The 26,720-nt window shown below is 41.4% G+C and carries 22 protein-coding genes and 1 pseudogene; 9 read left to right on the top strand and 14 right to left on the bottom strand.

From position 1 onward, the window contains the following. Positions 1-141: 141 nt before the first annotated feature. Both IM676_RS06615 and thrB read right to left on the bottom strand, forming a co-directional pair. Positions 142-654, bottom strand: a complete 513-nt coding sequence (locus tag IM676_RS06615) for a hypothetical protein (protein WP_200989476.1) — start codon at positions 652-654, stop codon at positions 142-144. A gap of 6 nt (positions 655-660) precedes the next feature. After that, on the bottom strand, positions 661-1,578 hold the full coding sequence (gene thrB, locus IM676_RS06620; RefSeq protein WP_200989477.1) for a homoserine kinase: 918 nt from the start codon (positions 1,576-1,578) through the stop codon (positions 661-663). 280 nt (positions 1,579-1,858) lie between these two features. Between thrB and IM676_RS20205 the strand changes: the two are divergent. After that, a pseudogene (locus IM676_RS20205) lies at positions 1,859-1,921 on the top strand (DUF2887 domain-containing protein); the annotation flags it as partial. After that, entirely contained in the window at positions 1,921-2,004 is an 84-nt protein-coding gene (locus tag IM676_RS20130; protein WP_225880508.1) for a DUF4351 domain-containing protein, read from the top strand. The pseudogene IM676_RS20205 and the gene IM676_RS20130, both read left to right, overlap by 1 nt. Before the next feature lie 21 nt (positions 2,005-2,025). Here the strand turns inward: IM676_RS20130 and thrS are convergent, their stop codons facing one another. Continuing rightward, a complete protein-coding gene (gene thrS / locus IM676_RS06635; protein ID WP_200989478.1) occupies positions 2,026-3,870 on the bottom strand; it encodes a threonine--tRNA ligase in 1,845 nt (614 codons plus the stop codon). Between the two features lie 320 nt (positions 3,871-4,190). Between thrS and IM676_RS06640 the strand changes: the two genes are divergently transcribed. Both IM676_RS06640 and IM676_RS06645 read left to right on the top strand, forming a co-directional pair. Then, positions 4,191-4,508 carry a DUF2605 domain-containing protein gene (locus IM676_RS06640; RefSeq protein WP_200989479.1) on the top strand — a complete coding sequence of 106 codons (318 nt, stop codon included), beginning with the start codon at positions 4,191-4,193 and terminating at the stop codon, positions 4,506-4,508. A gap of 244 nt (positions 4,509-4,752) precedes the next feature. Then, on the top strand, positions 4,753-5,073 hold the full coding sequence (locus tag IM676_RS06645; protein ID WP_200989480.1) for a DUF2973 domain-containing protein: 321 nt from the start codon (positions 4,753-4,755) through the stop codon (positions 5,071-5,073). A 147-nt stretch (positions 5,074-5,220) separates the two neighbouring features. On the opposite strand, the gene IM676_RS06650 is transcribed toward IM676_RS06645, so the two are convergent. Beyond that, positions 5,221-7,500 (bottom strand): amylo-alpha-1,6-glucosidase, encoded by a 2,280-nt coding sequence (locus IM676_RS06650; protein ID WP_200989481.1) that lies wholly within the window; start codon positions 7,498-7,500, stop codon positions 5,221-5,223. Between the two features lie 468 nt (positions 7,501-7,968). Between IM676_RS06650 and IM676_RS06655 the strand changes: the two genes are divergently transcribed. The 3 genes from IM676_RS06655 to trpE all read left to right on the top strand — a co-directional run bounded on the left by IM676_RS06655 (position 7,969) and on the right by trpE (position 12,134). Beyond that, a complete protein-coding gene (locus IM676_RS06655; RefSeq protein WP_200989482.1) occupies positions 7,969-10,011 on the top strand; it encodes a DICT sensory domain-containing protein in 2,043 nt (680 codons plus the stop codon). A gap of 102 nt (positions 10,012-10,113) precedes the next feature. Then, complete coding sequence (locus IM676_RS06660; RefSeq protein ID WP_200989483.1) at positions 10,114-10,533, top strand: photosystem I reaction center subunit II PsaD; 420 nt, start codon at positions 10,114-10,116, stop codon at positions 10,531-10,533. A gap of 86 nt (positions 10,534-10,619) precedes the next feature. Further along, complete coding sequence (gene trpE, locus IM676_RS06665; RefSeq protein WP_200989484.1) at positions 10,620-12,134, top strand: anthranilate synthase component I; 1,515 nt, start codon at positions 10,620-10,622, stop codon at positions 12,132-12,134. Between the two features lie 8 nt (positions 12,135-12,142). On the opposite strand, the gene IM676_RS06670 is transcribed toward trpE, so the two are convergent. From IM676_RS06670 to purS, 4 genes are all read right to left on the bottom strand, one after another. Beyond that, a complete protein-coding gene (locus tag IM676_RS06670; RefSeq protein WP_200989485.1) occupies positions 12,143-15,745 on the bottom strand; it encodes a helicase in 3,603 nt (1,200 codons plus the stop codon). A gap of 523 nt (positions 15,746-16,268) precedes the next feature. Continuing rightward, on the bottom strand, positions 16,269-19,310 hold the full coding sequence (locus IM676_RS06675) for a hypothetical protein (RefSeq protein WP_200989486.1): 3,042 nt from the start codon (positions 19,308-19,310) through the stop codon (positions 16,269-16,271). A gap of 380 nt (positions 19,311-19,690) precedes the next feature. Continuing rightward, on the bottom strand, positions 19,691-20,365 hold the full coding sequence (purQ, locus tag IM676_RS06680; protein ID WP_200989487.1) for a phosphoribosylformylglycinamidine synthase subunit PurQ: 675 nt from the start codon (positions 20,363-20,365) through the stop codon (positions 19,691-19,693). Between the two features lie 93 nt (positions 20,366-20,458). Next, positions 20,459-20,737 carry a phosphoribosylformylglycinamidine synthase subunit PurS gene (gene purS, locus IM676_RS06685; RefSeq protein WP_200989488.1) on the bottom strand — a complete coding sequence of 93 codons (279 nt, stop codon included), beginning with the start codon at positions 20,735-20,737 and terminating at the stop codon, positions 20,459-20,461. Positions 20,738-20,882: 145 nt separating this feature from the next. On the opposite strand from purS, the gene IM676_RS06690 reads away from it, so the two are divergent. Next, positions 20,883-21,269 carry a Fur family transcriptional regulator gene (locus IM676_RS06690; RefSeq protein WP_200989489.1) on the top strand — a complete coding sequence of 129 codons (387 nt, stop codon included), beginning with the start codon at positions 20,883-20,885 and terminating at the stop codon, positions 21,267-21,269. On the opposite strand, the gene IM676_RS06695 is transcribed toward IM676_RS06690, so the two are convergent. Both IM676_RS06695 and IM676_RS06700 read right to left on the bottom strand, forming a co-directional pair. Continuing rightward, on the bottom strand, positions 21,262-22,245 hold the full coding sequence (locus IM676_RS06695) for an SPFH domain-containing protein (protein WP_200989490.1): 984 nt from the start codon (positions 22,243-22,245) through the stop codon (positions 21,262-21,264). The two genes, IM676_RS06690 and IM676_RS06695, sit on opposite strands and share 8 nt — an antisense overlap. Positions 22,246-22,285: 40 nt before the next feature. Next, the gene (locus IM676_RS06700; RefSeq protein ID WP_200990104.1) at positions 22,286-22,717 is read right to left on the bottom strand and encodes an NfeD family protein; all 432 of its coding nucleotides are present in this window, start codon (positions 22,715-22,717) and stop codon (positions 22,286-22,288) included. Between the two features lie 394 nt (positions 22,718-23,111). Between IM676_RS06700 and IM676_RS06705 the strand changes: the two genes are divergently transcribed. After that, a complete protein-coding gene (locus tag IM676_RS06705) occupies positions 23,112-23,384 on the top strand; it encodes a ferredoxin-thioredoxin reductase variable chain (RefSeq protein ID WP_200989491.1) in 273 nt (90 codons plus the stop codon). Positions 23,385-23,389: 5 nt separating this feature from the next. Here IM676_RS06705 and IM676_RS06710 read toward each other — a convergent pair whose 3' ends face one another. The 4 genes from IM676_RS06710 to IM676_RS06725 form a co-directional block, all read right to left on the bottom strand. Further along, positions 23,390-23,611 carry a hypothetical protein gene (locus tag IM676_RS06710; RefSeq protein ID WP_200990105.1) on the bottom strand — a complete coding sequence of 74 codons (222 nt, stop codon included), beginning with the start codon at positions 23,609-23,611 and terminating at the stop codon, positions 23,390-23,392. 38 nt (positions 23,612-23,649) lie between these two features. Further along, entirely contained in the window at positions 23,650-24,438 is a 789-nt protein-coding gene (locus tag IM676_RS06715) for a YdcF family protein (RefSeq protein ID WP_200989492.1), read from the bottom strand. Between the two features lie 113 nt (positions 24,439-24,551). After that, the gene (locus IM676_RS06720) at positions 24,552-25,055 is read right to left on the bottom strand and encodes a hypothetical protein (protein ID WP_200989493.1); all 504 of its coding nucleotides are present in this window, start codon (positions 25,053-25,055) and stop codon (positions 24,552-24,554) included. Between the two features lie 33 nt (positions 25,056-25,088). Continuing rightward, a complete protein-coding gene (locus IM676_RS06725; RefSeq protein ID WP_200989494.1) occupies positions 25,089-26,609 on the bottom strand; it encodes a bifunctional aminoglycoside phosphotransferase/ATP-binding protein in 1,521 nt (506 codons plus the stop codon). Positions 26,610-26,720: the final 111 nt, after the last annotated feature.

Genomic DNA, 26,720 nt, shown 5'->3' on the forward strand with positions numbered 1-26,720 from the left:
TACCTACTGAATATTTGCCAAAACAATTCTAGTTGTAAATTTTTGTAACGTCAACAGAAAATTTCATAAAAAAGGCGGCTGAAGCCACCGTTTTAAGTTAGAATATGGATTATTTTGGTTAAATAGAAACAATTTCTGACTTTAAACAATCCGATTGACAATTGTCCAGACTTCCCCATCTGATCGGACATGGGGAACTGAGATAGTCTTAAAACCAGTAATAAAAGGCTTGTAGTACACCTGCCAATACAAAGGACTTAAATAATCGGTGCAAGATTTCAGCTGACGGATTTCTGTGGCTAATTCCCCAGCTAGCTGATTGATACGTTCTGCATGAACCTGAGCTACCTTTCTAGCTGCTTCTAACTCCTGCTGTAGGGTAAGTTGCTGAGATTTATTTTGCCAATGTTCTAACTCAGCTTGTTTATATTTTAGCTGCAATTCCAGGGCGGCGATCGCATCATCTATCCCCTTGAGTTCCACAGATAATTGGGGATTTTCCCGTGCTTGGCGGCGACAGGCTTCCACCATAGCTGAGGGTGAATCACTCTTGGCAGATAATACATTATTAATAGTCAGGGTAGCCCGTTCTTGCTGGAGTGCTTGAATTTGTGAATTCAGTGTGGTGATTTCTGTATGAATTTGGTCAATCATTGCGGTTTATCCTTGGTAGCTTGCGCCTTGAGTATCTAGAGAAAGCGATCGCACAACTGCTATAATTCCTACTGACTGCCAAGCTGATAACATTGCCGCTTCTACAGCCTGGGAATGTAACCTATCTACCAAAGCCAACAATGTCGGCCCAGCACCACTAATTACCATCCCATAAGCACCAGCAGCCAAAGCCGCCCCCTTAACAGCATCGTAACCGGGAATCAAAGCTTGACGATAAGGCTGATGTAATCTATCTTGTAAAGCTGCTCTTAACCATTCTCCCTGACCAGTTTCCAGTCCCCGCAATAATAACCCTAGATGGGCAGTATTAAAAATTGCATCTGCACGGCTAAATTCAGTCGGTAGAACTTGACGGGCTTCACTAGTAGAAAGCTCGAAATCAGGAATCGCCACCACTGGTATAATATCACCATGCCAAGGAATATCGCAAACTTCCCAACCATCGGCACTGGTAGCAGCCAGACGACATCCCCCCAAGAGCGCCGGGACGACATTATCAGGATGTCCTTCCATGGCGATCGCTAATTTCATTACTTCTAACTCACTCAAAGGCGCACCCGCCAACTGATTAGCACCCATTAAGCCGCCCACAATAGCTGTAGCTGAACTACCCAAACCCCTAGCCAAAGGTACACCTAGCTCAATTGCCATTTTTACTGGTGGGGGTGTCTCTCCTATATATTCATAGCACTTAACAAAGGCCTGATACAGGAGATTACTGGTATCTGTTTGTACGCGTTCAGCTTCTGCACCTGTAACAGCAATGATCAATTCACCCCCATCTAGAGGAGTAAAAGTGAACTTGTTGTATAGGGTTAAGGCTGCACCAATACAGTCAAAACCGGGGCCTAAATTGGCAGTTGTAGCGGGAACCTTAACAGTGATACTAGAAATAACAGACATTTGCAAATACTCACCCAATCAATCCACTAGCATCTCATGTAAGGGGTTGATTTGTTCAAGAGTGTTGCTAATTGGGCAAAAGTATGCTTTACAAAACTTAATATATTAGCAAAGATTCACTAGGGAACTAAAATTATCGCAGTTAGCGATCACTTTGAAAAAATCTGGATTTGGATCATTTACAGTCCTGGTTAGCAACCCTGAGGGGTTAAGATGTTAAAGACTGAGCGATCGCCCTTAAGCAGTCTGTGATCATGGCGCTCATGTAGGAATATCTTTTATGCGCCGAGATTCCATATTTTACCAACTATTTCAACAATCCCCAAGTTTACTATTTGAACTATATGTTTAGAAGAACTAGAGAATCTGGGGGAAGCATTGCTTGATTTTAGCAGCATAGCTGATTTACACAGGTGGTTAGACTAGGCAGAGCCTAGCCGATGATGGTTAGAAGTTCTCGAACTTAGCGATCGCATTCTTCATTTTATCCACCACCTCATCCACAGGTATAGCGCCCAACTCCCCAGAAGCGCGGGTACGTATACTCAAGCTATGAGATTCAACTTCTTTAGCTCCCACTACAGCCATTACTGGTATTTTGGCTTTCTCAGCATTGCGGATTAACTTACCCAAGCGATCGCCACTGGTATCGACTTCAACCCGGATACCCGCCGCCAGCATTTTCGCCGCCACTTCTTTGCTAAAATCAAGCTGTGCTTCACCCACTGGTAACAATCGAGCTTGTACAGGTGCTAACCACAGAGGAAAATCCCCTGCGTACTCTTCAATCAAAATCCCAATCAAGCGTTCCAGGGAACCAAAAGGCGCCCGGTGAATCATCACAGGACGTTTACGGGAACCATCTTCAGCCACATATTCTAAATCAAAGCGTTCTGGTAAATTGTAATCCACCTGAACAGTGCCTAATTGCCATTCTCGTTCCAAGGCATCACTAAAGATAAAATCTAACTTAGGACCATAAAACGCTGCTTCGCCAATTCCCTCAAAGTATTCCATACCCAACTTTTCCACAGCGCGGCGAATTGCTCCCTCGGCTTGCTCCCAAACTTCATTAGAGCCGATATACTTATCACTAGCTGGGTCACGAAAACTGAGTCTAGCCTTAAAATTCTTCAGTTGTAGACTCTTAAACACCGACAGAATCAAATCCACCACATTGAGGAATTCACTATCTAACTGTTCAGGGGTGACAAACAGGTGTGAATCATCCACAGTAAAACCGCGCACCCTTGTTAAACCGCCCAATTCTCCTGATTGTTCATAGCGGTAAACCGTGCCAAACTCTGCTAATCTTATCGGTAATTCCCGATAGGAGCGTAATTCACTCTTGTATATTTGGATATGAAAGGGACAATTCATTGGCTTGAGGACGAAGCCTTGTTCTAGTGCTGCTGCTGACTCATCATCAGACATCAGGGGAAACATATCTTCCTTATACTTTTGCCAATGTCCCGAAGTCTTAAATAAATCCACCCTAGCAATATGGGGGGTAACCACAGGTAAATAACCCCGTTTGAGCTGCTCTTGCTTGAGGAAATCTTCTAATGTACTGCGTAACAAAGTACCTTTAGGTGTCCACAAAGGTAAACCCGGCCCTACTTGCTCGGAAAATATAAATAATCCCAGTTCCTTACCTAGTTTACGGTGGTCTCGCCGTAGTGCTTCTTCCTTGCGCCGCTTATACTCAGCTAATTGTTCGGGACTTTCCCATGCAGTAGCATAGATGCGTTGTAACTGTGCCTTGGTTTCATCTCCACGCCAATAAGCCCCGGCCACACTTTCTAATTCTATAGCTTTGGGGTTTAATTCGCTAGTATTTTCCACATGGGGACCAGCGCACAAATCCCACCACTCATCACCCAGATGATAAATTGTAATGGGTTCTTCTTTAATATCTGCTAGGATTTCTAGTTTGTAAGGTTCTTGGATTTGCTCTATTCGTTCTTTAGCTTGTTCGCGGCTGACTTCTTCGCGAATTACAGGTAATTTGCGGTTAATAATTTTCACCATCTCTTTTTTGATGGCTTTTAAATCATTTTCGCTAAATGGTTCTGGACTATCAAAGTCGTAGTAAAAACCGTTTTCAATCCACGGTCCAATTGTCACTTGTGCTTTGGGAAACAGCTTTTGTACCGCCATGGCCATGACATGGGAAGCTGTGTGGCGAATCTTCTTTAATTTTTCTGATTCACTGGTACGGGGTAAATAAATTTTTTCAGGTTGTTCTGACGGAGTGAGAGATGATTTTAGCGACATCGGCTGCTGAACCATGAGCGACGTGATTGTAAAAATATAATTTTAGATAATTAATTGATTACTCCAGAAGCATACAGCACTATAAAGTACTGCTTCAAATATAAAGAGTTTAATTACCTGTTCTCAGCAACTACAGTTGATGAGGTTGAGAAGTCTGCTGCACCAAACACCTATGTTAAGCCTAGACATAGCTGGCGGCCATTGTAATTATAGTTCACAGAACTGATGATTACAGATTTTTTCCATGATCTATCTGAGAAGATCATCTGAGATAATGTTAATTTTTGTAAAAAATGTTAATATTATGAGAGAACTTAGGAATATACTTGAAGGCTATGGGAGACTCGAATTTACCACAGACTGAGCTGCTGAAAACGGTATTAGAGCCTTTACTTGAGGATTTTAAGTATTGGTTCGCGCGATCGCACAAATTGCTAGAAACCGAGCAACTGACATTTATGAGTCACGAAGAGCAATCTAATTTACTCTTGCGAGTCAAGCAAGCCCAAGATGAACTAAACGTAGCCAGAATGCTATTTGCAGCCACAGAAGGGCAAGTGGGTATTGATATGAAGACCCTAATGCCGTGGCACCAATTGCTGGGAGAATGCTGGAGTGTATCAAGGCGCTGGCGTGAGACACCAAAGGTCTGAAGTGGGGAAGACAGGATAAATATATAAGTTGCAGAGAAGATACAAAATTCTTAATATTATCTTCATGAAAAAAAGATGTATACCATGCTACTTTAGATTAAATAAGGATTAACAATTTTTTCATAAAAGTATAAGCGCACCAAACCTGCGTCAAATATTTGTATTGTCTGAGATAGACAATACAGGCGAAGTAAAGCACTACCAAATAAAGTTTTAAAATTTGCTGCTCTTGGAGGAAAACCCGATGTTACATTTACTTTACATTCTGGCTTTTACAATTCTAGCTGTCATAGCCGTTGCCAACTTAATTCGCAACTTGATTATGTTTAGTTTTGATCGAGAGCGAGTGGATGCAGCTAAATATTCGCCAACGGATAATCCAGGATACCTATCTTCGAGAAAACAATTTATTCCCCATCCAGAACTGTTAGATAGTGCGGGTAACCTGATTAAAGAACCCTTGTTAGTCATGCGTTCAGTCAACGTTGAGGATGCGCGTCAACAGTTAGATGCGATTTATGAATCTTCTCCTGGGCAAAAAATCGACCGTCAAGAAGAAAGTTAATTGTACTGCGGATTTGTAGCAGTGGGGGTTGAGCATTCTCAAATGTACCTGTTGTTTTTGGCGTTCTAAATCATCTTTTTGGTGATAGTAGAGACGTTGCGGCCGAACGTCTCTACACTAACTAAAAATCCGTAAGTTATTTCCTAGTTAGGCTTCAATCACGACCCGGAGATTACCGCGTTTTTTGACAACGCGACAAGCGGTAGTAGTACCAGATCGCTCAAATTCTAAATCGAGGATGGTAGAACCAACGCGCAAATTATGTAATGAGAGAGAATTGATAGATGGGGGTAAAGTAGGGTGAATAATCCGCAAGCAGTTATTTTGAGCATCAGGGACTAAATTAACTACCATTTGCAGCAGTTGAAAGATAGAACCAGTCGCCCATGCTTGGGGTGTACAAGCGACAGGATACCGGACAGGAGAATGGTCACCATTACGTTGGTAACCGCAGAATAGTTCTGGTGGGCGTTGATATGCTTGGTGGTTAGTCATATCAAACAAACCTTGGAAAACTTCTAAAGCTTGGTCAATTAAACCGAGCGATCGCAATCCCATAGCAATGAGGGAATTATCATGAGGCCAAACCGAGCCGATATGATAACCCATAGGATTATAAGCGGGGGACAAACTGCTGAGAGTGCGAATACCCCAACCATTAAACATATCTGGAGCGCGCAATCGTTCCGCCACACTGTAGGCCTTATCCGGCGTAAAAATACCCAATTTCAGGCAGTGTCCGGGGTTAGATGTGATACTTTGAACCTGGTTTCCTTCACCATCCAAAGCCAGGGCGCAGAAATCGTGGTCTTTGAGCCAAAAATCTTGATTAAAACGTACCTTCAGGTGTCTAGCTTCATCCAACCAGCGTTCTGCTAAGTCTGGCCGCTTCATGATCTGAGCGGTTTGTGCCAGATTAATTTTAGCTGCATAAACATAAGCCTGTACCTCACTTAAAGCAATCGGTCCGCCAGCGAGTTCACCCTTATGGTCTACGATACAGTCACCAGAATCCTTCCAGCCTTGGTTAGCCAGACCCCGTGGAGATTTACGATAGTAGGTCAAATAGCCAGTTTCCTGGAGATGGTGATCAATCCAATCCATAGCTAAAAGAGCATGGGGCCAAAGTTTCTCTAGTGTTTCTTGATCATGAGTCCAGGTATAGTATTCAGCATACAACATCAACCATAGAGGAGTAGCATCGACCGTGCCGTAATAGGGTGTATGGGGGATTTCTTGACAGCGAGCCATTTCCCCAAACCTCAACTCATGTAAAATTTTGCCTGGTTCTTCTTCCCGCCAGTCATCGTAAGTTGTACCTTGATATGATGCCAGTATCATCAAAGTTTCCCGAGCAATTTGGGGGTTTAACATCAAGGTTTGGGAAGCTGTAATCAGGGAATCTCGCCCAAACAAAGCGGAGAACCAGGGGACACCGGCGGAAACAGTCTTATAGTTACCAAAAGATTGGCGTAACAGATACATATCTTGTTCCGCCCGCTCAATGATACGATTAAAGATGGTTTTATCCGATCTAATTTGAGTAATTTCCTGTCGCCATTGTTCCTCCTCCATCAACTCAGCCGCCTTAGCTTGGACTAAAGTCAAAGCAGCACTGACTGTAGAGCTGGGTTGATTATCGGTGAACATATTCACCCTGTAACCCAACTTTTGGGTTTCATGGGAGGCTAAATCTAACCGCCAGATAGCAGTATAACCCTGGAAATCATCTGGCTGACGATACTGGAATTGGATGCGGGATTCCATTAATAAGCCATCCACACCTTGATAGGCTAAAGTCAAAGATTTTTCTTTTGCTGGATGTCCACAGGAAAGGCCATGACTGGTAACAGGTGCTGTTTCTGGAGATGTTGATTCTAGTAAGTGTAATAGCTTACCCCTTTTTCCTCTGTGGACACCGCGAACTTCAAATAAATCCACAAAGTCTGCATCAAAGCTGATACTTAATTCAAAGCTGACATTTGTGGTGCTGTAATTAGATATTTCAATTTCCTCAAATAACGCCCCATTTAACACAAGTTCGCGGCGAATCCCTACAGTTTCAGCTTTCAGGTGTTGGTCAATATTGGGGTTAGTGCATAGTACAGAAACAGAAAACCCTTTTTCGGCACTACTACCGAGGAGAATAGGCGATCGCCCTTGAATTTGCAACTCCAGACGGCTGAGAAACCGGGTATCAGAGCAAAATAGTCCCACATTGGGGTTACCATCGGTGAGGGAACAGCCAGAAATATTACCGATAGTATCCGTCACCAGAAATAAATCGTCATCTTTAACCGTGAGAGTGGGTTGTGGTCTTTCACTGACAACACAAGGCCATTCCGGTACAGGTAATTGTTCTGCGGGAACAAAAGTTTTGCCATCCAGAGAAATTTGTGCCGCGGTGGTGAGTATATCCGGTGTCATGAGGCAAAGTTCCTTGAGCTAGGGTCAATTCAAGGCCAGAGAAAATAGAAATCCTTACCAGAGTATATTTTTCATAGAGAAAGTCAAGGTGCAAAACCGAGAATTTTCCGCCATTTACTCCCTCCTCAAACCCAATGATGACCTGATAGCAGGACATACTTAGCTAAGATACTCAAGTTACAACTGGGGAAGGATGTATTGGGGAGATCAGCCCAAAATCATCTACAATAGTGGAGAGTTTTTTAGCTAAAAATTTGTTTTGATGGGTAATTTTAGCTGAAACAGCGGCTCCAGCCAATAGCAAATCTGTGTTGTGAAGGTATATTGGGCGTAAGACCCAATAATTTTCGACTTCAAGATTCTTTACGGACTCTCACAGTGAGCAGCGGTTAAGAATCCGTTGTAATTTGTACAATGCAGCTATGAAGTGAATCTTTTTTGTGATTGGGCTTTTCCTTAACGATATTCATGAGCATTTCGTCATCCGTGCTAAGTGATCTGCTACAGTCCATACCCCACCTGCGACCCCAGCTATATTTCAAGGCTTCATTAACAGCGCTTTCCCACGCTATGGAAGATCAGGTGTTAGCTGGGACTTTAGAGCAGCCATTGGTAATTGCTAGCTTTCAACGTGAGCGATACTATCGCCAAGAAGCGCATCGCTATCAGCGTTTAGCTATGGGTAGTAATCAAATATACGTTTTATCTGCACGGGAAACGGAATTTACCAACAGTTCCCAATCTTATGAGCAGGTAGTATTTGAAGCAGAAGATGCCTTAAGTCAAGAATGGCACTTGGTAGTAATTGCTGATAACTATGCTACTTGTTTAGTGTGCCGGGAGAGCCAGGGGTCAATTACCAAAAACCAGCAAATGCCGGAATTTAGCTCTAATCTAGATATGGATACAGCGCGCCGGTTTGAGGGGATATGGACATCAGAACGGGGGGTGAGCCTGAAAGCAGCGGAATTACTATTAGATAGGATTATAGTTTATAGACCAGATCTGGAAGGAAAAACTCAACAAGCCCGCCAGAGGTTTGGGATTGGGTCAGGGAAAAATTATCATGGGGACACAACCGCTGAATATGCTTGTGACATAGACACTGACCCCTTTGTTCAGCGGTTGGTGACTTATTTACAAGCTAGTCAGTACAAATTACACAAAGCCTATCGTTCCATTACTGCCCAATCACGAAAAGAACGTTTAGTCAACTCCATTAGTACAGCGATTAGGCGATCGCTAGATCCCCACGAAGTGCTACAAGTAGCGGCACAAGAACTAGGGGAACACTTAGGGGCTAGTCGGTGCTTAATTTATCGGGCGCAAGCTACAGATGCCCAGGCGGATATTAAACATGAGTTTTTAATTCCGGGGATTTTACCGGTAGTTGGGGAAATTTGGCAGTTAAGGGAGAATCCTTTATTTCAAGAAGTAGTAGAAAAGGGAGAGGGAGTGTGTGTAAATAATACCCTGATTGATAGTCGTGTGATGAATTCGGCGAAACTGTGTGAAATTGCCCAAAAATTCGCCATTCGTTCTTGGTTAATCGAACCGGTATTATTTCAGGGGAGGTTGTTAGGGATTGTGGAATTACACTATTGTTGCTTACCACCACACCAATGGCAATCGGGAGAGCAGGACTTAGTAAAAGCGGTAGCTACCCAAATGGGCGCAGCATTAATCCAAGCCGAAGCGTACGCCAATTTAGAAGAGCTAAACCAGCAGCTAGAAGCCCTGGACCGCACCCGCAGCAACTTAATAGCGATTACCGGACATGAACTACGCACGCCCCTATCCACAATTCAGGTATGCTTAGAAAGTCTGGCTAGTGAACCGGATATGCCTTTAGAGTTGCAGCAAGTGATGCTCAATACGGCGCTGTCAGATTCAGAAAGAATGCGAAAACTAGTGCAAGATTTCCTCACCCTTTCTAACCTAGAAAGCGGCAGGGTAGAATGGCATCCAGAATCCCTGACCTTACAGGAGTGTGTAGATTTAGCTCTCAGCCGCATGCGCAGCCGTTCCTCAACAGAACCCCCGCCCAAAATCACAACGGAAATTGCGCCCAATCTACCTTTAGTCAGAGCTGACGGTGATTGGCTGGTGGAGGTGATCGCCAAATTAATCGATAACGCTTGTAAATTTACACTACCTCCAGGCAAGATTAAGATTACAGCCGCTCAAACAAGCGATGATATGGTTGAGATGATAGTGGCAGACACGGGGCGGGGTATTGAACCCAATCGCCTAGAAATCGTTTTTGACCGGTTCTATCAAGAAGAAGGGGCTATGCGGCGTACTGCGGGGGGTACTGGTTTGGGACTAGCAATTAGCCGCCAAATTGTCAATGGCTGGGGTGGGGAAATTTGGGCAAAATCCAATGGTAAAGACCAGGGTAGTCAGTTTCATTTTACTATTCCCATCGCTCAGATGAATCCAGAGGAACGGCACACAAAACTCAAAAGTAATTTCCAGCAGCAAAATCTCACCCCTGAGGGGAAGATTTGAGGGAGAATGACTAAAAACTGTTACAGTCTATGACGCGATCGCAATATGATCGGGTCAGCGGTGTTACGATTCCCTAAAAACCGTTGAGAGAGAGATTTTTTTATGGCAGAAAAACTTTCTGGACAAACCCCCCTGTTTGGTGGTAGTACTGGTGGCTTACTCCAAAAAGCAGTAGAGGAAGAAAAGTACGCTATCACTTGGACCAGCCCTAAAGAGCAAGTTTTTGAAATGCCTACAGGCGGCGCAGCTACTATGCTCAAAGGCGAAAACCTGCTATATATAGCTCGTAAAGAATATGGCATCGCTTTGGGTGGTCAACTCCGGAAATTTAAAATCACAGACTACAAAATTTACCGGATTTTGCCAAATGGGGAAACCACTTTCATTCACCCAGCTGATGGTGTGTTTCCAGAAAAAGTCAACGCCGGACGCGAAAAGGTGCGTCATGTACCACGCAGCATTGGGGAAAATCCCAGTCCCGCTAAACTTAAGTTCAGTGGTAAAGCTACCCACGATGTCTAGAGCCTAGGTATTGGGGAGGGAAGCAAGGGAATTGTTTCTCCCCCTTCCCTTACCCGGCTTTGCTCCCTACTTTCTCCTATTGATTTATGATGTTCCCTGATTTTTCTGATTTTTCTGAACTAGCTGTACAAGGTAATTTTGTCCCGGTGTATCAAGAATGGGTAGCAGACCTGGATACCCCAGTATCTGCTTGGTATAAAGTATGCGCGGGTCAGCCTTATAGCTTTTTGTTGGAATCAGTAGAAGGGGGGGAAAACATCGGTCGTTATAGTTTACTGGGTTGCAATCCCCTGTGGATTTTGTCCGCCCGGGGTGACACCACTACTCAAACACATCGGGATGGTTCCCAAGTTGTGTTTACAGGAGACCCGTTTGCAGCTTTGGCTAAATGTTTGTCACCCTATAAACCAGTGACTTTACCCCAACTCCCCCCAGGAATTGGCGGACTGTTTGGCTTTTGGGGTTATGAGTTGATTCGCTGGATAGAACCACGTGTACCTATTCATCCCCCAGATGAGCGTAATATCCCTGATGGCTTGTGGATGCAAGTAGACCACTTGTTGATTTTTGACCAGGTGAAACGGAAAATCTGGGCGATCGCCTATGCTGATTTACGTGACCCAGAGGTAGATTTACAGCAAGCTTATAAACAAGCGTGCGATCGCGTCACACAGATGCTCTCTCAGTTATCCCTACCCGTGTCACCCCAAGAAACAATGTTGGAATGGACACCACCAGGCAGCAAGGATGGGGGGGGAATCCAAGAATATACCAGCAACTTGACACAGGAGGAATTTTGTGCTAGTGTAAGAAAAGCGAAGGAATACATAAAGGCTGGAGACATATTTCAAGTCGTTATATCCCAGAGGTTATCGACAAAATACACAGGTGACCCCTTTGCCCTTTATCGCTCCCTGAGGCAAATTAATCCCTCTCCTTACATGGCTTTCTTTAATTTCCAAGACTGGCAGATTATTGGCTCCAGTCCGGAGGTAATGGTAAAAGCCCAAAGCGATGGAGTGGGTGGGGTAGTAGCCACAGTCAGACCCATAGCTGGGACGCGTCCGAGAGGTAAAACCCCAGGGGAAGATGCAGCTTTAGCTACAGATTTACTGCAAGACCCCAAGGAAACAGCGGAACACGTCATGTTAGTTGACCTGGGTCGTAACGACTTAGGACGTGTCTGTGAAAGTGGAAGCGTGAGAGTTGATGAGTTGATGGTGGTAGAGCGTTATTCCCATGTTATGCACATTGTGAGCAATGTGGTGGGTAAGCTATCATCAGATAAAAACGCCTGGGACTTACTCAAGGCCTGTTTCCCCGCAGGTACTGTCAGCGGTGCGCCGAAAATTCGGGCCATGGAAATTATTCACGAGTTGGAACAATGTCGTCGGGGTGTTTATTCTGGGGTCTATGGTTATTACGATTTTGAAGGAAAATTGAATAGTGCGATCGCCATTCGCACGATGGTATTGCATAATCATACTGTAACCGTCCAGGCGGGTGCGGGTCTAGTGGCTGATTCTGACCCACAGAAGGAATATCAGGAGACCTTGAATAAAGCTCGAGGTTTGTTAGTAGCTATTCGTTGTTTACAATGATGTGCTATTTAATCAGTTTTTTGAGAGAGGATCAGGTTTAATACATTCAGTTCCCGGGAGTGGAGGAGATATTTGTCTGTGAACAGTTTTTGTCTGATTTCTGCTAAAGCAGAACTTCTAAAGACTAAAAAGGGAAACTCTTGATAATTATCACCTATAGGTAAGATGTTAGTGACAGGGTATAACGAACGAAGGTATGTAAATAGAATATCACGGAAACGCAGGTCTTCTGGTTCTTCTGGTTCCTCAGCAAAATATTGACTCATCACTTCTCCACTAATAAATGCAAGTAAGGGTAAAGCGTAATATTGGTCACTATATTCACTGGTTTGTGTGAAGTTTTGTGTCTTGGGTGGCGCTTTTTTTAATTTCTCGACTAGTTCAATTGCATCTTGAGTTGCAAATCTTAAGTTTTCAGGATAAATTTGACTTTTACTAATTAGTTTGAGATTATCCCATAATTCTCCATGAGCGTACTTTTGTATATCCAGTAATTTGATTTGATAAGATTCTTGGATGTTATTAGTAGGTACTATGAGTAACCCACCGTTAATATAACCTAACTCTAAAGGAGGAACATCTAGTAGTTGATCAAAACTATTAGCTAATTGCAAAAATTGCTCCTTAAAAGACTTCTGTAATTTTAAATAACTTTCTTCCGTGGTTTTTTCAACCACAAAGTCCCCATCTCCCATGAGTTTCTCTAGTCTGGTATAGACTTGTTTTAATAACTCATGACCCCGATGGATTTGATATTCTTTCTTAAGTTGGTTGATCAGATTAACTATCTGACTAGAAAATGTTTCCCCAGCAGCTAAAACCGACTTACCACCAATAGGAATCAGTATATATTTCTTCCTGCCAATTTTACCATATCCATATATGCGAGTCATCATGGAAGCCTTAAGAATTAACAGCAGGTTTAATAAATTGAGGACACTTTCTTGTAAAGACAATTGAGGGTTATCTTGGTAATAAACAGAACGTTCAGCTAAATAGAAGTACAAGTATTTATCTTGGTTATCTATATGATCATTTCCCCGACCGCGATAAATCACCTGAATGATTTCCATCAGGTTTTTTTCAATCTCAAACTTAGGGATTTCTACCAAAATGTGCTTGGCTTTGGGGAAAGATAAACCACGACTTCCCGAAGCAGTCATGAAAACTACCTTGACATTTTCCTGATACTGTTGAAGTTGTTGTTTCTCTAATTCCGAGATATTGGCGTGTATTTCTATATAGTGAGTATTTTTCTGGAAGTTCTCCCTACCCAAAGTTTCCTGGAGCTTGTCAATAATTTGTGTTAGTTTGGGTTTATTTTGGATGTATACTATAAATTGTTGCACCTGAGGATCTTGTAATAAATTTTGGATATCGGCGAAAATCACCTCTAAGAGCTTTTTCTCTAAATTAGATTTATCCTTTAATTGCGCGCGATCGCTAAATTTACAAGACTCAATAAAAATTTGATAGCTAATAGTTAAGCTTTTAGCGGGGTAGGAATTAGCGTTAATCATGGTCGCAGGTAATTTTTTAAACTGCAAATTGACCACCGACAGGGGTTGAATATTCTCCCCAGCTTGACGAAAGTAGATTTTATTCGGTTCAGGTGTGGTATTTTCTAGATGTTGACAAATGACATTTTGATCAACGATGGAAGCATCTGCAATAATTACCTTAGTGTTAAAACCATTTTCAGGTTGATTTAATTGATATTTATTGATGAGTTTGTGAATACCATGGAGAAACTCTACTCCTCCCTCATCCCCGGTAATTTCGTCTATCATGATAAATAAATGTTTGATGCGACGGGAGATATTTTGCATCTTTTGGGGAAAAACCTTATTTTCCCTGGTATTGTATGCGTCGCTGAATATTTTATCCAGGTGTTTGAGAGTATCTCCAGTCTGAGTTTTCTTCAAAGACTGGGTGGAAGTAGTAGCAATAACGTTGTCAGATAATTTGTGAGTAATGGTAGTATATAGTCCTTCACAAAGACTCTTTAAAACACCTGCGGTTTTTTCCCCCCGGTCTATAATAGTATCATCGGTAATGTGTTCCAGTCGGTTACCGCGTCTCACCCCTCTTTCCACCTTTTGACTCTTAAGAAAATTAACTGTTCCTTGAATAAAATCCTCTTGATATAGGTTCGAGGTATATTCAACAGAACATTTACCAGAGTTATCCTGAATCAGGTGAGTATGAGTATTGATCGCCAAGATTCTGTCATCTACTAAATTACCGGTTGCTTTATCCTTGAATTTTTCGATGATGTCGAGATTTACCTGTTTGCGGGGACTGACATAGAAAAATAGAAACCCTTCATCTAAATGATGTTTCAGAAAATTGACGATCGCAGTGGTTTTACCAATACCTGGGTTTCCGGTGAGGAATATATAGGTATTCTCAGACAGCAAAGATTTGTGAATCAGTTGACTATGTGCTTCGCGAAAGTTGTAGCTTCCCGTCAAACCTAAGTCGGAAATTAACTCTGGAGGAACTGGGGCGACAGAGTTAAAAAAGTCGCTGATTTTTTCGGTGTGAGGTGGTATGATGTTAATGCGATCGCGGGTAATGTTGACAAGAGAGTTGACAAATTCCCTACCTTGGTCAAAGCTAATCCCTGCGTTACGCTTAATTTTATCTAAAACTCGACGACGCGCGTCGGTGATTTCTTCTTTTTGGTCATGTGATTTATAGATTTGATGACAAGTCTCAAAAATCTTGAGTTGATCCGGTGTAATAGATATAGTATTGAATGAGCGATCGCTATAACCAATAGCATTAAACATAATTGACGATCTATCTGATATCATCCCCGTTTCTTGGAGAAATTGGTTAAAGCTATAAATATAAGCAGCAGCTTGAATTAACTTAGCGGTTTCTTTATCCTTAGCCTTAAAAGCCGTGAAATAGTCTGTTAAACTAGGAGAAAAATCTAAATCTAAAGAATTAGTATCAACACTCAAGCTAGAAAACACACTTTTAGAACGGACATAGTTAACATCTCGGATCAATAAGCTGCGAATAACTTCCACATAATCAATATTTTGGATATCTTCATCGGTGTGAATAGAAAATACTGACAAATCAAGACATAACACCCGATATTTGCGACGATACTTGAGCAAAATTAAAGTATCTGCATTCAGAAAACCACCTTTTTTCTGATATCTAGGAATATAGTCAGCAGTATTTTCTAACTGCTGAAACTGGGAAAGAACATCTTTAAACCACTGGGTCTGGTCAGTTTCATAAGTTCCAATACTGTTATCACCATGAAAGCAGCATTGATAGTAGATAATTTCCATATCCTTAATTTGATCTCCCAAGGATGTCAAATATTCTCTAAAGAAATTTAACCCCGATAAAAATCCTTTCTGAACAAAGAATTGACACCAAGTTTCAGCTATATCTCGTTCTAATGTACTTAATACCCTATCAACTATTCTTTGTCGAATTTTAGAGAACTTGAGGTTTTCTAATTGGTGACGATATAAATTACCAAATTTCTGCTTAATTTGTTTCTGCTGAATATAGCAGAGAACACCAATATTAAAACCCACCTCAAATAATCTTCCTAAATCCTCAGCTATGTTCGCAGTCATATTGATTTATTTCCTTTTCTTATTAGTCATCCTATTGGAGTTGAGAAATTATCAGTAAGGAAAGGGAACACCGGAACAGACATCCTCTCAGAAATCAAATAGGAGTCCTATATAACTAAAAACCATACATACCCCCTAAGAGGTTGTTTAGAAAGTCATGATTAGTGTATCAACTATTGTTTCACCCCACCCTAACCCTCCCCTTGTAAGGCTATCCATTACCCGGATCTTTCTTAACATTCGTGAGAGCGATCGCTCGCAAACCCCCAAACCTTAATCCTCCGTTGATGATTCTCAATAAAATAAGGGTTTTATCAAGAACAATAAGGTACATTTTGTCAAGAGTAGGGAAATTTTCAAGCGTTGAAACCATTGCCACATAAATGTTTCAACATTATTAAGAAAAATGTGGGTAATGGATAGCCTTGTAAGGGGAGGGGACTGGATTTTATTGTTTCGGTGTGTTCCCTGTTCCATGTTCTCTAAGATAAAAATTACCTGTTGAAAACTTATCAAACATCCTCTAAGAACTTGATTTGGGTCTTGCGAGTATATCCCTGACATAAGTTAAAAAAGCCAGAGAGTTAAACTCTCTGCGACCACAACCATATTTTAATAAAGCTAGTTGACCAGTAGAGTCATCTCCGATCAGGTTTTGATAAGGGTCTAACTTGATTTGAAGTTTACCCGACTTTTCATGCTTTTGATAACGGGAGAAATGAAACAAAGTCAAGCATTGCAAAATCTCACTTTTTAAGTGACTGTCCTGATAAATTAGTCCGGTTCTAATATCCTTGTCATCCAGTATACCCTGATAAATATTCAGCAAAGTTGCGTAAGACATCACACCATTATAGTTGGTATCTTTAGCAACTGCGATACCGTTAAACAAATTGAAAAATACAATTGACTTCTTGCTACTATCTTCTACTAACTGTGTCAGTTCTACAGTATCTTGAATATATAATGATGTTGAGTTAATCTTGTTTTCAACTTTGACTGCGTAGTATTTATCAAAAAACATCGGATAAATTTTAATATCATTCCTTTCCCTTGTCAAAGCCCTAATGACATTTTCCGACATAAAAAATAGTTCCTCGCTTTTAGTTTGAGTGATGTGTAATGTGCTGCTGTAGGGAACTTTTGCTATGTAAATAAAGTGTCTGTAGCCTCTTTTATAGAGTTGATCTACATTCTCAACTATCACACTAGGATACGAAAACATATCTTCATGATTATCATAGTTTTCCGAAAATGTTTTCAATAATCTTAATGTCGCAGTTTGCGGTTGAATTTGGAAATCAATAATTTCCCCCATCAGGTTAGATTTTTTCGCTTCCATTCCCCATCTGCTATCACTACCGCGACTAGAAACTATGATCATTGCTAGTTTATCTAGTTCCCGAAATTGAAATTTATCTCCAGGGGGGAAAGTGAACTTTTTCGGTAATATAGAATACAAGGATGCTAAAGTATTAGGAATTTTAAATTTACCATTGGTCGTGAAATTATTAATATCTATTCCCTGGGAATTACTCCGATATTTTTCATTCAATAAGTGGGATAATACACCGGTCAAGGAAACTATGAATTTTTCTATGGGTGCATCATCTGTCTTGTTATTAAGGTGTATCCTTAAAATGGGAATAAATAACTTTGATCGTCCCTCTAATAAGACATACAAGCAGATGTAAGCTAGTAAGCTGTAGGTAATTTTGTAAATAAATTCTTGATGAGACTCTAGTTTCTGGGTTTCAAGTTTACCAGGTTCTAGTTTTTTAGGATCTGGACGATAGGGAAATATTACCAACTTACGGTTTGATAGGTTTTCTTGACAAAATTTATAGCAACTGTTCGCTGGTACAAATACTACGGGTAAAACATCAATACCCGATTGTATATCATATTGCATCTGAAAAGTTTCTCTATCATCAGTCTCAAAAAAGTAGATTTCACTGATAGTCATTTTGGCTGGGAGACTGACGAGAAAACTGTTATCTGTGGTTGCTTCCCCCAAATTGATATATTTAAGACAGTCTTTAGGATTCTCCCGTAACAGAGATTTAAGAAATGTATCTCTATCAACAATAGTGTTAATATCTGCTTCTAAAATACTATTCTTGACAGAAATATGTAGGGGATATTCCCTGGTAGGGAAGGAAGTTTTCCGCTTGATCAGATTTATTAAAACTCCCTTGAGAGTTTTGATTTTTCGTTGAACTTCAAACTTTTTGAAACCCTCAATAATTTTTCTAAATATTTGTTTTTTAGCCTGATCATCACTACCTTGCAATATTGGTAATACAGATTGTTCAAATTTAGTAATGGGGTTATATTCTAAATTATTCTGGGGATTATTAGTATCTTGACGAAATGCAAATAAAAAGTAATATAAAAATGCTATCTTTAACACCTTATATACAAAAGACGTTTTTCTAGATTCATCTTTGACACCTTCTTTATGTTCTTTACTATCGGGATCTAAAAGACTTTGATTATGCTCAAAAACTGTTTTACCCCCATAGGCTTGGACTTTACCATCAAATTTCAACTTTAACCCAAAAATAAATTCTACTTTCTCGCGGTTTTCCTGTTCTGTTTCTCCTAGGTAACCCTCAATCAAGGGGATAATGGGAAGCATATCAAATGCTTCACTCCGAGAAAACATATTTTGGTAATTAACCTCTACTCCCTCATAGTTAACTATATATTCCCCGTCTGCTTTGTGGGTATCATTAATATAGTCATCTAGTAATTTTAATCTTCTGATTAAGTCCTGTAAATATATTTTACCTTGCAAGTTGTTCTGACTAGCATTGTCATCAATATTTTCATAGAGAAATTCTAAATATTTGATTTTGGCTAACTTCTTTAATTTACCTAATGTTTGCTGGTTCACCAGATTTTCTAAGCGGTGAATATCTGATTGATCATTTTTCTCTAAGTTCTCTAAAATATCTTCTAGGTCATTCCTTTCCTCCGATGTAGGATCAAGTTGAATATCTATAAAGTTATTAATTCCCTCTAATAAGTGGGCGGTAAAATTACTGGGTTTGTCCACTGAGATTTTAACTTTATGCGTTTTAAGTAGTTGTGTGTGTTGTCCGTCGTTATGTTTAACTGTTAACCGCTGTTGTTGTAATTGGTTAGATGGTGGGAAATTATAGGCGAGGTCAAATTTATTTGATGGTTGGTGAAATGTCTGCAAATCTGCAATCAGTTGTGTAACAAATGTCAATCTATCTAGAGATAGATTTTTGTCGCAACATGATGTTAAATTTTCTCTAACTAATTCAGTGATGTTACTTATCTGCTCTGGAAATCTCTCTTGAGAACCAGGGCTAAAATTGAGAGTAGCAGCACGTACCCCCTGAGCATTTCCTAAAGGACTATTCACTTGTGAAGTGGCGATTTCGCCGGCTATTTGATTAATATCCACCACTAACCATTGATGATGATTATTGGTTTTGAATATTGGTTTTTTCTCTAAGCTTTGACAGATTTTCGTTAGTAAGTCAGTATAATCGACATTTGCTAAATCAGGATTAATTGTAATTTTATTCACGGTAAACACCTCAGTATGCAGATATCTGCAATTGATATCTATGGATATAATAAGCACAATTATAATTATACCCGATAGTGACCAATGAAACAGTAGAAACTTAACCAAAAACGGGCATAAAAAAAGTCCAGTAATCAGGACTAAAAAATAAGATGAAGATTAGGGAGTGTTAATTCCTGAGAGGATGTTTGTCAAGTCATGATTAGTGTATCAACTATTGTTTGAACCCTCCCTAACCCTCCCCTTGTAAGGGGAGGGGACTGGATTTGATTGTTTTTTGTGTGTTCCCTGTTTCCTGATCCGGTGTTCCCTAAGATAAAAATTACCTGTTGAAAACTTATCAAACATCCTCTGAGGGTAATTCACAGGAGAGAAGAAAATTAAGCCATGACGGCAATTTTCCCTAACAGGCCTTGAAATAGGCGCAAACCATCAGTAGGACCCAGGGAAGCATCTGACGCTCTTTCTGGGTGAGGCATCATGCCTAAAACATTGCCTTGTCGATTACAAATCCCGGCGATATTGTTCAGTGAGCCGTTAGGATTGTCCCCTGCATAGCGGAAAACCACTTGACCATGATCTTCCAAGGCTGCTAAAGTAGATTTATCAGCATAAAATCGGCCTTCTCCGTGGGCAATAGGCAGAGTGATAGTTTCATTGGTACTGTAGGCTTGAGTCCAAGGAATATCGGTACGCTCAACGGTAAGCGGAGCGCGATCGCAGATAAAATGCAAATCCTGATTTCTCGTCAAAGCCCCCGGTAACAGGCCAGCTTCAGTTAATACCTGAAAACCATTACAAATACCGAGAACAAATTTACCGGATTCAGCGTGTGCAATCACCTGCTGCATCACAGGGGAGAAGCGGGCGATCGCACCACAACGCAGATAGTCACCGTAACTAAAGCCACCGGGGATGATAATGACATCCAAATCAGCAATATCGGTTTCTTGATGCCAAACCATACGAGTAGGCTGTCCCAGCAAATCTCTGGTAACATAAGCCACATCGCGATCGCAATTAGAACCGGGAAAAACTAAAACCCCAAATTTCATGATTTACTGATACATTCCTCTTAATTAGTGCAGTGGTAGTCAGGAATGGGGACAGAGAAATTAATATATTTCCCTGTCTCCCCATCCTGGATGTTAAATAACCCCGGTTTGTGTTTCCACCTCAATCAAATCAAAGCGATAATTTTCAATCACTGGATTTGCTAACATTTGGTCACAGATACGCTCTAAGTCTTGACGGGCTTTGCTCTCCTGAGTAGAAGTGATAGTGAGTTCAATGTACTTCCCAATCCGCACTTGTTCGACGTTGTCATATCCCAGTTGTTTGACACCCGATTGTACCGCCACACCAGCAGGGTCTAAAACTGAAGGACGAAGGGTGACGAAAATTTTGGCTAGATACTTCCTTTGCACAGGCTTTTTGCTAAATGCTGCGATCGCTATACTATAACTTTCTGTCCCAACTGAGTCAGAATAAAATAAAGAAGCAGTTAGAGTTAATCAATAACCTTACCAGTTTAACAGCTGCCACTACAGTAGTAAATTTAAATAATTGTCTATGAGAGCCATACGCACCCGCAGTCAAGAGAAGATTCTCAGCCTACTCAAGAGCGTCCAACAAGGAATTTCCGCCCAAGATATTTACATAGAACTACGTAATCGTAATCAAACCATTGGTTTAGCCACAGTTTACCGCTCACTAGAGGCCTTAAAACTAGAAGGGATGGTACAGGTGAGGAACTTAGCCAACGGTGAAGCCCTGTATAACCTAGCCCAACAAGACAAACACCATCTCACCTGTCTCCAGTGTGGCCTATCAATTCCTATTCATCAATGCCCCGTTCATCCCCTAGAAGACCAGTTAGAATCCAAGCATCAATTTAAAGTTTTTTACCACACATTAGAATTTTTTGGTTTGTGTAGTCAATGTCAAATGATTAACTAGAACGTGGTACATCACCCCCAAAAGAAGGATTACTAGCATCAGCAACAATAGAACGCATCCCCTCCAAAGTAGCAGGGATAGTGCGGGGGTCCATAAACATCACCTTACTGCTGTCACTGCTACCAATCTTCGTCCCCATGTCCAAATAACTTTGAGCCAGTAAAAACTGTAAAGCTTCTTGTGCCCCTGGTTGACTATTAAGAGTATTAGTGATGATTTTTAGAGCTTCAGCCGTTGCTTGGGCTTTGAGGACTTGTTGCTGGCGTTCGGCTTGAGCTTGTAAGATAATAGCCTGTTGTTCAGCTTCCGCCTGGAGAATCGTGGCTTTTTGACGAGCCTCAGCGTCCAGAATTTGCGCCTCAGCCTTTCCCTTAGCGGTATTCACCGCCGATTCCCGTTCCCCTTCTGAGGTGAGAATTGCCGCCCGTCGCCGTCGTTCTGCGGCCATTTGCAGCTCCATTGATTCTCGCACTGTTTGGGAAGGAACAATATCGCGCAATTCCACCCGGGTAATTTTCACACCCCATGGGTCAGTAGCAATATCCAACTCCCGCAATAAGATTTCATTAATTTGAGCCCGGGCGGTAAAAGTTTTATCTAACTCCAGTTGCCCCATTTCCGAGCGAATTTGAGTTAGTACTAAATTTGTCATGGCTGCTTGCAGGTTTTCCACCTTATACCAAGCCTTTTCCATGTCCACAATCCGCCAGTAAACCACCGCATCCACTTCAATCCCCACATTGTCCCGGGTGATACATTTTTGGGGAGGGATATCTAAAACTTTTTCCCTGATAGTTTGTTGGTAAACAATTTTATCTAAAAAAGGCACGACAAAATTCAGCCCAGGCCCGAGCTTCTTATTATAGCTCCCCAATCGTTCTACTAAGACTTCATTACCCTGATTCACAACTCTCACCGATCCTGCAACTGCAGAACCACCAAGAGCCAAAAAGACTAGTAATAATAAATTTTCCATCTTTTTTTGATTCTCCTAAGACGAACCCACAAGGGCTAACTCACCGCAGTAAATAATCAGGCATTACAATCAAAGTAGTTCCTTCTCTTCTAACTACATACACTCTTTGATGGGGTGCTATATGCAGTTTTTCGTCGTCACATTGGGCGCGCCAAGAATTACCTTCATATAACACCCGTCCTGTTTCCCCGGCGGGAATTTCCGTTAAGGTTTGAGCGACAACTGTATCCACCATTTTTGATTTGCGTCCCCGTGGTTGCAAAAAGCGACGAGAAAGCACAATCAGAACTGTGGACAGTAACAACCAAGCTGCAACTTGTAACCCTAAACTACCTACACCCACTAGAGACAGTAGCGCCACCATTAAGGCACTAATTCCCATCATGAACTCTACGAAAGCCGATGGTAAGAACAGTTCCATCAAACACAGAACAGATCCCGCCAACAGCCAGATTAAGGTATAACTTGGCATAGCCATAGCACCATTCTAGACTCTAGATTCACCTAAATTGATTGCTTGGATCAAATCCACTTACACTTTAACTGTATCCTGAACCCAGCAAATCTTAATATTGATTAACTTCAGGCGTGGTAGGTTTTTCCAGTCTGCTGCTGGCCTTGGTTCCCCCACTATCGGTAACACCATCCCCAGCTAGTTAAAGATATATTTTCAGTTGAGAAAACTAGTAACTATTTATTGTAGAATAACGTAGAATAACATTTGTATTTAAAGCGCACAGCAACGGTAAAACGCATTTTAATGATCTGAATGTCGCTCACTAATCACTATTAAAGCCTGCATGGGCAGGCTTTCTTTGTATATTAGTGAATATTACAAACAGTTTTTTTAACAGTTTCAGTAAGGAGTGACTGTGGAGATGCTTATGGAACAACAAAAACCTAGTGGAGATGCGGTGATTAAACCTGGCGATCGCGTCCGCGTTAAAGAGTCCGTAGTAGTTTATCATCATCCTGAACATCGCGGTCAGGCTTTTGACATTAAAGATACAGAAGGGGAAGTCGTAAACATTGCTACTGAATGGAAAGGTAGACCTATCAGTGCTAATTTGCCAATTGTAGTTCAGTTTAGTAAAAAATTTAAAGCTCACCTGCGTCAAAATGAGTTAGAAGTAATTTAAATTACTCACGAGCGGCGAAACCAATGAAAAATATTCAATTCGCCGCGCATTTTCTCTAACTCTTGACGATGCTGTGCTGCTGTTTGAGAATACCAAGCGCAATAACTTTCAAACTCACAACGGTTCTCAACTTCTCGATAGAATTGATAAGTTGTGTGATAATGGGAAAAGTCAGCCTCAACTTCACACTGAGGCGATCGCACAATATGAGGTAGATTTTCAGACATCATGACCGTAGCACCAACTCCCCAAACATTCTAACTGGTTACAACCAACCCCGCCAGCCATACACCCAAATGCCTATATATTCTTTCAGGGCAGTAGTAAATAACCGTAAGTTATTCACATCAGGGAATAAGTTAAGGATAGCAGCTTTGGGGGTTCTAGTTATGGCTGCCATGTCATTTTTAGTCACCTGAAAATCAGTCGGTGCGGGAATCACATCCATACCTTGAGCTTGGAAAATCTGCAGCGATCGCGGCATATGCATTGCCGAAGTAACTAACAATACCTTATTAATACCACGTGCTGTTAAAATCTGCTTAACATTCACAGCATTCTCATAGGTATTGAGAGCCTCCGGTTCTTGAATAATCCCCTGGGATGGAATCCCAATTGATGTCAGCACATCCGCCATATCCACAGATTCTGGGGAACTGCTCCCACTCCAATCAATGCGACCCCCAGTGACAATAATCAGCGGGGCTTTGTTTTGCCGATATAATTGGGCTGCATAAAGAATGCGATCGCCCGCCTCATTCAAATCAACAGTTACCCTAGGAGGGTCAGCGGATCTAGTCGCACCACCTAAAACTACAATTGCTTGAGCGGTGGGTACTGGACTAATCGGGAGATATTGCCATTCTAGCGATCGCACCAGAGACTTAGCCACCCAAGCATTACTAGAAACCAGCAATATAATTAAAGCCAAACTAATCGCCATCGCGGCCAGACGGGGACGTTTCCATAGGGTCACCAATGCCACGATTAAACCAATAGTAACCAGTCCCAGGGGATAAAAAAACAGTGGTAGTAACTTAGACAGATACAGCACTTTTCAAGTAAATAAAATACACAGCTTCAGATGATAAATCTTCTGGGGTGGGTATCCTACCCGCCCTCTTCTACTTAACTCAGATGAAATGCGTTATATAAAAACATCATCCCTTATTTTTTTTCCCAAAACCGGAAATTAAAACTTCCATAAGTCCGCCGATAACGCCGGGGAACTTTTCTAGTTTGCTGTTTAGTAATTCTTTCCCTAGAGTTGTCATTCACATCAATATCTAAAACCTCCATAGGTAGCTGAGTATTCATAGACTCCTTACATCCCCACCAAGCAGTAATCCAACCCCCACCCAGAGCTGCTATTGCACCCAGAAAGATACTAGCGGGTGCAGAATACCCCAAAAACACAAACCCCACCAGGAAAAATAACCAATATTTTAGTCCCGCATCGATCCCATCAGAGGAGGGTACAGCAGGTTCCTGGGCGCTATTTTTACTAGAACTTGTGAACCAACCCAACACAAAACCGGCAATAATACCCAAAAATGCACTCAGGGCTAGTGAAAACCCCGACATCCGCAATATAAATACTATAAATCCCCCAAATACCAATTGAGAGAAGAATTCCGGCGAAATAGGCGGTAACCCTTTATTTGCTCCCATAGACTTACAAATACTCTCAACTACTAATTGTGATTATGCCTGTGGTGATGCAGTTGTATCCCAAATTTTTACATAGGGTTGTTCAGCTGCGGTGAATGGTTCCGCCTGCTCCAGTTGAGATGTTAATAAATCAACAGTAGCATCAGCAATATCCCCAGTCCGTTGAGCCAGACGCTCTTGTACAACTGCTAAAGGTGCAGTGCAGTATATAATTTCCAGGGGAACTTGGTATTTTTGTGCTTGCTCAATGGCATTTTGTCGCAGGTTTTGCTTATCATACTTGGCATCTAAAATTACATTGAACCCTTGACGCACCAGCATAATTCCTAAATCCAGCAAACGCCCATAGGTTTTTTGAGTCATTTCTGGGGTGTATAAATCATCCCCACCACGCTCCCAAACAGAAATCCCCCCTAAATGTTTGCGCACCGCATCTGAGCGAATCTGGACCGCCTGGAATTTCCGCGCCAAATATTTAGCTGTTGTAGACTTCCCAGAACCGGACACCCCAGACATTAAAATCAGTTTTCCTGATTTTGATTTAGTATACTCCCAAGCCTGACGATAATATGCCGCCGCAGTTTCTGCCGCTTCCGCCTTCACTGTTTCTGGTATATTGGGGTCATCTAACAAAAATGAAGTCACCTTAGCCCGTACATAAGCCTGACGACTTAGATACAAAGGTAATAACTGCAATCCTTCCCAATCCCCAGTTTCCTCCACATAGGTATTCAAAAACCCATTAGCTAAATTGGGACTGTTGCGCGCTTCCAAATCCATCACTGTAAACGCCACATCATACATGACATCCACAAACCGAAACGGCTCGTTAAATTCAATGCAGTCAAACAGAACCATCTGATCATGCCATAAAGCAATATTTCTCAGGTGTAAATCACCGTGACATTCACGAATATAGTTATTTTCAATTCTACGGGTAAATAATTCTGGATGTTCTAAGAAAAAATTATCTGTATATTTTTTGGTTTCCTGAAACTGTGCCTGTGTCTGAGGTCCACCAATATACTTTTCTGTTTGTTGGTAATTCTCATCAATTGCCGCCCGGACTTGCGGAACTTCCCCAAAACTGCGAATATAATCATTAGTGGTAGATTTAGCGTGGTATTGTGCCACAACTTTACCTAATCTCTCCAGGTCAGCCTCTGTTAACTTACCTTGCTCAAATAGTGTACTCAAGAGTAAATCTTGGGGAAACTGGCGCATTTTCAGCGCATATTCTATAGGCTTCCCTGCTCCTCCTAAGTGATATTCCTCATCTATAAAAGTAATAGGTAATACTTCCAAATACAATTCAGCCGCGCCCCGTTGATTCAAACGCAACTCTTCTTGACAAAAATGCTTACGTTTTTCTAGAGTAGAAAAATCCAAAAAGCCAAAATTGACGGATTTTTTCAACTTATAGGCATAATCCCCCGTGAGCAGTACATAGGAAATATGAGTTTGAATCAGTTCTATGGGTTCTGTGACTGGGTGGGGATAAAATCCCGGTTGTAACATCTGCTGAATTAAAACTGGAAGATTTGCTGGTGTCATAAAAAATCCGTGGGAGAGTTACAAAAATTGCACATCAATCCCCTGGGGGGATTGTTTAGGTCAAAGACCAACTCATAAACCCATGTTCTCACACTTTCAATAAAAAACCAG

It is taken from the genome of Anabaenopsis elenkinii CCIBt3563 (assembly GCF_015245355.1).
GTDB classification, from domain to species: domain Bacteria; phylum Cyanobacteriota; class Cyanobacteriia; order Cyanobacteriales; family Nostocaceae; genus Anabaenopsis; species Anabaenopsis elenkinii.

Bases quoted from the DNA above. Each gene is read 5' to 3' on its own strand.
- IM676_RS06645 (WP_200989480.1), top strand. From the start codon at position 4,753: ATGTTACATTTACTTTACATTCTGGCTTTTACAATTCTAGCTGTCATA.
- IM676_RS06670 (WP_200989485.1), bottom strand. From the start codon at position 15,745: ATGACTGCGAACATAGCTGAGGATTTAGGAAGATTATTTGAGGTGGGT.
- IM676_RS06655 (WP_200989482.1), top strand. From the start codon at position 7,969: ATGAGCATTTCGTCATCCGTGCTAAGTGATCTGCTACAGTCCATACCC.
- IM676_RS06695 (WP_200989490.1), bottom strand. From the start codon at position 22,245: ATGGAAAATTTATTATTACTAGTCTTTTTGGCTCTTGGTGGTTCTGCA.
- trpE (WP_200989484.1), top strand. From the start codon at position 10,620: ATGATGTTCCCTGATTTTTCTGATTTTTCTGAACTAGCTGTACAAGGT.
- IM676_RS06660 (WP_200989483.1), top strand. From the start codon at position 10,114: ATGGCAGAAAAACTTTCTGGACAAACCCCCCTGTTTGGTGGTAGTACT.
- IM676_RS06640 (WP_200989479.1), top strand. From the start codon at position 4,191: ATGGGAGACTCGAATTTACCACAGACTGAGCTGCTGAAAACGGTATTA.
- IM676_RS06720 (WP_200989493.1), bottom strand. From the start codon at position 25,055: ATGGGAGCAAATAAAGGGTTACCGCCTATTTCGCCGGAATTCTTCTCT.
- IM676_RS06700 (WP_200990104.1), bottom strand. From the start codon at position 22,717: ATGCCAAGTTATACCTTAATCTGGCTGTTGGCGGGATCTGTTCTGTGT.
- IM676_RS06690 (WP_200989489.1), top strand. From the start codon at position 20,883: ATGAGAGCCATACGCACCCGCAGTCAAGAGAAGATTCTCAGCCTACTC.
- IM676_RS06725 (WP_200989494.1), bottom strand. From the start codon at position 26,609: ATGACACCAGCAAATCTTCCAGTTTTAATTCAGCAGATGTTACAACCG.
- thrB (WP_200989477.1), bottom strand. From the start codon at position 1,578: ATGTCTGTTATTTCTAGTATCACTGTTAAGGTTCCCGCTACAACTGCC.
- IM676_RS06615 (WP_200989476.1), bottom strand. From the start codon at position 654: ATGATTGACCAAATTCATACAGAAATCACCACACTGAATTCACAAATT.
- IM676_RS06650 (WP_200989481.1), bottom strand. From the start codon at position 7,500: ATGACACCGGATATACTCACCACCGCGGCACAAATTTCTCTGGATGGC.
- thrS (WP_200989478.1), bottom strand. From the start codon at position 3,870: ATGGTTCAGCAGCCGATGTCGCTAAAATCATCTCTCACTCCGTCAGAA.
- IM676_RS06710 (WP_200990105.1), bottom strand. From the start codon at position 23,611: ATGTCTGAAAATCTACCTCATATTGTGCGATCGCCTCAGTGTGAAGTT.
- purQ (WP_200989487.1), bottom strand. From the start codon at position 20,365: ATGAAATTTGGGGTTTTAGTTTTTCCCGGTTCTAATTGCGATCGCGAT.